The following is a 4615-nucleotide window of genomic DNA, read 5'->3' on the forward strand; positions in this document are numbered from 1 at the left end:
GCGCCGGACGCCACCAGGACGCCCGCGAGGGCCAGGGTCGTCAGGGCCGCCCCGCGACGAATCGGACGGGTGGGGCGGGTGGTGCGGGTCTGACAGAACGGGTCGGGGCCTGACATGAGGGGGAGTCTAGGACAACGCGAGAGGGCCGCAGGGGCGGTTGCCCCCGCGGCCCTCTTGGGATGCGTCACACCTTCAGGTACTTGCGCAGGGCGAAGAAGGCCGCCAGCGCGGGCATCAGGAAGCTGATCGCGAGGATCAGCGGAAGCTTCGTCAGAAGGGCGTCCCAGCCGACGAAGTTGATGAGCGTGAGCCGCTCGGAGAGGGCCATGCCGCTGTCGATGGTGAAGAACCGGCCGAGCACCAGGAAGACGCAGGCGAGCGCGCCGCCGATGAGTCCGGCGACCGCCGCCTCCATGATGAACGGGGCCTGGATGTAGAAGCCGGAGGCGCCCACCAGCCGCATGATGCCGGTCTCCCGGCGGCGGCTGAACGCGGAGACGCGCACCGTGTTGACGATCAGCAGCATCGCGACGATCAGCATGACCGCCATCAGCGCCAGCGCGGCCGTCGAGAGCATGCCCAGCATGGTGAAGAGGTTGTCGAGGATGCCCTTCTGGTCCTGCACCGACTGCACGCCCTCGCGGCCGTCGAAGGCCGTGGCGATGACCTCGTACTTCTCCGGGTCGGTCAGCTTGATGCGGTACGACTCCTGCATCTGGTCCGGGGTGAGGGTCGCCGCCAGCGGGGAGTCGCCGAACTGCTCCTTGTAGTGGTCGTACGCCTGGTCCTGCGTCTCGTGCACCACGTCGTCGACGATCGCCATGTCGGCGAGATCCGCCTTGATCTGTTCCTTCTGGTCGTTCGTGACGGCGCCCTTGGCACAGTTGGGGTCGGACTCGGCGTCGCTCTTGTTGCAGAGGAAGATCGAGACGTTGACCTTGTCGTACCAGTAGCCCTTCATGGCGCTCACCTGGTCGCGCAGCAGGATGGCGCCGCCGAGCAGGGTGAGCGAGAGAGCGACGGACACGACGACCGCGAAGGTCATCGTGAGGTTGCGGCGGAGACCCACACGGATCTCCGACATGACGAACTGAAGCCGCATGGCTCTTGTCAGGCCTTTCCGTGGACGGGGATCAGTGCTGGTAGCCGTAGACGCCGCGCGCCTGGTCGCGGACGAGGCGGCCCTTCTCCAGCTCGATGACGCGCTTGCGCATCTGGTCCACGATGTTCTGGTCGTGCGTCGCCATCACCACGGTGGTGCCCGTCCGGTTGATCCGGTCGAGCAGCTTCATGATGCCGACGGAGGTCTGCGGGTCGAGGTTGCCGGTGGGCTCGTCGCAGATGAGCAGCTTGGGCCGGTTGACGAAGGCCCTGGCGATCGCCACACGCTGCTGCTCACCGCCGGACAGCTCGCCCGGCATGCGGTCCTCCTTGCCGCCCAGGCCGACCAGGTCGAGCACCTGGGGGACGGACTTGCGGATCTCGCCGCGGGACTTGCCGATCACCTCCTGGGCGAAGGCGACGTTCTCGCCGACGGTCTTGTTGGGGAGGAGCCGGAAGTCCTGGAACACGTTCCCCAGCTGGCGGCGCATCTGGGGCACCTTCCAGTTGGAGAGGCGTGCGAGGTCCTTGCCCAGCACGTGCACCTGTCCCTGGGTGGTCCGCTCCTCGCGGAGGATCAGCCTCAGGAAGGTGGACTTTCCGGAGCCGGAGGAGCCCACCAGGAACACGAACTCGCCGCGCTCGACCTCGAGGGTGATGTCCCTCAGGGCGGGGCGGTTCTGCTTGGGGTAGACCTTGGTGACGTTGTCGAATCGGATCACGGAAACACCACGAGTCGCCGGGGGTAGATGTGCGTGACCATACGCGAATGCGGGTACCGGCCGCAGTCGCCGGACCTGGTTGCGCGCGCCTTGCCCCTTTTGTCGTCGCATTCGGAACAGTTTGTGGAAGGGATGCGGGGGTAACGGGGGGACCGCCTCGCGCCGGACCTGGCACAGTGGAAGAGGGAACAGCATCGTTCCCGTGAACGTTGGGCATGACGGAAGCGGCGCGAGGAGGGCGGGCGCATGACGTACGACCGATTGGTATGCGCCAACTGCGCGGCGCCGGTCAGCGAGGGGCGGTGCCCCGTGTGCCGCGCGAACCGTGAGCGGATGCAGCAGCCGTTCGGCGGGCTGACGCCGGGGGCGCTGCTGGCCCTCCTGGTGGTCCTGACCACGGCGGCGGCGCTGCTGGCGCGCTGAGGGCCCGCCTGCCCGGCGTGAGCGGAAGCGGGACCCGTTTCCCTGGAGCGGACGACAAGGGGCGGGGCGGGACGGCCGATGCCGTCCCGCCCCGCCCTTCGCTCGTTCGGCGGGTCGCCGTCCGTCAGGCGGCAGCGGCGCCGCCGCGGCCCTCCATCAGGCGCGGGAGGACCCGGAAGCCGATGCCGCCGGCGATCATCGTCGCGGCGCCGATCAGCAGGAACGTGGTCTCCGCGGCACCGGTCTCGGCCAGCTCGTCGCCGCCGCCCTGCGGGGCGGTGGAGTCCTCGGAGCCGGTGTCGACGAGGTTGCCCTCGCCGCCCTGGGGCTCCTGACCGCCGAGGTCGGGGTCCAGGCCGCCGTTGCCGCCACCGTTGCCGCCGTTGCCGCCGCCACCGTTGCCGTTGCCGCCACCGTTGCCGTTGCCGCCGCCGTTGCCGCTGCTGCCGCCGTTCTCGTTGCCCTCGGAGTCGTCGCCTCCGACGGCGCCGTCGGAGGTGCCGGAGGAGTCGTCGCCGCCGATCGCACCGTCGGAGGTGCCGGAGGAGTCGTCCCCGCCGATCGCACCGTCGGAGGTGCCGGAGGAGTCGTCCCCGCCGATCGCACCGTCGGAGGTGCCGGAGGAGTCGTCCCCGCCGATCCCGCCCTCGATCACGCCGCCGAAGGCGCCGTCGGTGCTGCCGTCGGTGCCGCCCTCGGAGGTACCGCCCTCGGAGGTGCCGCCGTCGGTCTCACCGCTGTTGATGCCGATCTCGACGTCGTCGCCGCCGAAGGCCGAGGCCGCGCCCGCCGCGGTCAGCGACGCGCCGGCCGCTATCACCGCGCCCGCGACGATCCGCGCGACGCGGACCCGTGTCTTTCTGCTCATGTGTCTGCTACCCCCAGTAGCTGTAGTCAGGGAGGCCGCGTCCTGGGGGTGGTGATCGACGGGGGCGTCGTCTCGACCGGCCCCCGGTTCACATGCGCCCCCGTCAACGCACGCCGAACCTAACCCTTCCGATAAACCAAAGCGTCGTCAAGTTACTTCACGTCACGTGCACAAAACGACAACTGCCGCCCGGAAGGCGGCAGTTGCGTAAAAATGTGCGGTGATCGTACCGACCGGGCTACCGGCTACTTCTCCTGCTGCTTGCGCCAGCGGATACCGGCCTCGAGGAAACCGTCGATCTCGCCGTCCAGGACGGACTGCGGGTTGCCGACCTCGAACTCCGTCCGCAGGTCCTTGACCATCTGGTACGGGTGCAGGACGTACGACCGCATCTGGTTGCCCCAGCTGTTGCCGCCGTCGCCCTTGAGGGCGTCCATCTTGGCCTGCTCCTCCTGGCGGCGCCGCTCGAGCAGCTTGGCCTGGAGGACGTTCATCGCCGTCGCCTTGTTCTGGATCTGCGACCGCTCGTTCTGGCAGGAGACGACGATGCCGGTCGGGATGTGGGTCAGGCGGACCGCGGAGTCGGTCGTGTTGACGCCCTGGCCGCCGGGGCCGGAGGAGCGGTACACGTCCACGCGCAGCTCGGACTCGTCGATCTCGATGTGGTCCGTCTGCTCGACGACCGGCAGGATCTCGACGCCCGCGAAGGAGGTCTGGCGGCGGCCCTGGTTGTCGAACGGGGAGATGCGGACCAGCCGGTGCGTGCCCTGCTCGACGGAGAGGGTGCCGTAGGCGTACGGGGCCTGGACGACGAAGGTGGTCGACTTGATGCCGGCCTCCTCCGCGTAGGAGGTCTCGTAGACGTCGGTCTTGTAGCCGTGACGCTCGGCCCAGCGCAGGTACATGCGCTGGAGCTGCTCGGCGAAGTCGGCGGCGTCGACGCCGCCGGCCTCGGCGCGGATGTTGACCAGCGCCTCGCGGGCGTCGTACTCGCCGGAGAGGAGGGTGCGGACCTCCATCTCGTCGAGCGCCTTCTTCACGGCGACGAGCTCGGCCTCGGCCTCGGCCTTGGTCTCCGGGTCGTCCTCCTCCTCGGCCATCTCGAAGAGGACGGCGAGGTCGTCGATGCGGCCGCGGAGGGCCTCCGCCTTGCGCACCTCCGCCTGCAGGTGCGACAGCTTGCTGGTGATCTTCTGCGCCTCGTCCGGGTTGTCCCAGAGGGAGGGCGCGGCCGCCTGCTCCTCGAGCACGGCGATGTCTGCCCTCAGCCTGTCGAGGTCCAGGACGGCCTCGATCGACTCCATGGTCGAGGAGAGGGACTTCAGCTCTTCGGATACATCGACGACTGCCACGCCCTCCAGCGTAACGGCTCCCTCCGGTGGCCAGGGCCACACCCCTGGCACGAGAAGGAGCGCCACGGGGGGCCCGGGGAGGACCGGGGACGGTCAGGGGGCCGACGAGGAGATGCCGGGGGCCGTCGGGGGCTCCGCGTCGCCGCCGC

5 protein-coding genes are annotated in these 4615 nt (G+C 69.4%); 1 reads left to right on the forward strand and 4 read right to left on the reverse strand.

Annotation, left to right across the window (positions count from 1 at the left end):
• Positions 1–184: 184 nt before the first annotated feature.
• Together ftsX and ftsE are read right to left on the reverse strand one after the other, a co-directional pair.
• Positions 185–1102, reverse strand: a complete 918-nt coding sequence (ftsX, locus tag HW445_RS19340) for a permease-like cell division protein FtsX (protein ID WP_151775148.1) — start codon at positions 1100–1102, stop codon at positions 185–187.
• Between the two features lie 31 nt (positions 1103–1133).
• Entirely contained in the window at positions 1134–1823 is a 690-nt protein-coding gene (gene ftsE, locus HW445_RS19345; RefSeq protein ID WP_151775149.1) for a cell division ATP-binding protein FtsE, read from the reverse strand.
• Between the two features lie 246 nt (positions 1824–2069).
• Here ftsE and HW445_RS19350 point away from each other — a divergent pair, with 246 nt between their 5' ends.
• Positions 2070–2246 carry a hypothetical protein gene (locus HW445_RS19350; RefSeq protein WP_180222251.1) on the forward strand — a complete coding sequence of 59 codons (177 nt, stop codon included), beginning with the start codon at positions 2070–2072 and terminating at the stop codon, positions 2244–2246.
• A 124-nt stretch (positions 2247–2370) separates the two neighbouring features.
• Here the strand turns inward: HW445_RS19350 and HW445_RS19355 are convergent, their stop codons facing one another.
• Positions 2371–3114, reverse strand: a complete 744-nt coding sequence (locus HW445_RS19355) for an LPXTG cell wall anchor domain-containing protein (RefSeq protein WP_180222252.1) — start codon at positions 3112–3114, stop codon at positions 2371–2373.
• Between the two features lie 245 nt (positions 3115–3359).
• Positions 3360–4466, reverse strand: coding sequence for a peptide chain release factor 2 (prfB, locus tag HW445_RS19360; protein WP_180222253.1), 1107 nt, complete (start codon positions 4464–4466; stop codon positions 3360–3362).
• Between the last annotated feature and the right edge of the window lie 149 nt (positions 4467–4615).

The organism is Streptomyces sp. UH6 (assembly GCF_013421635.1).
GTDB lineage: Bacteria > Actinomycetota > Actinomycetes > Streptomycetales > Streptomycetaceae > Streptomyces > Streptomyces abyssomicinicus.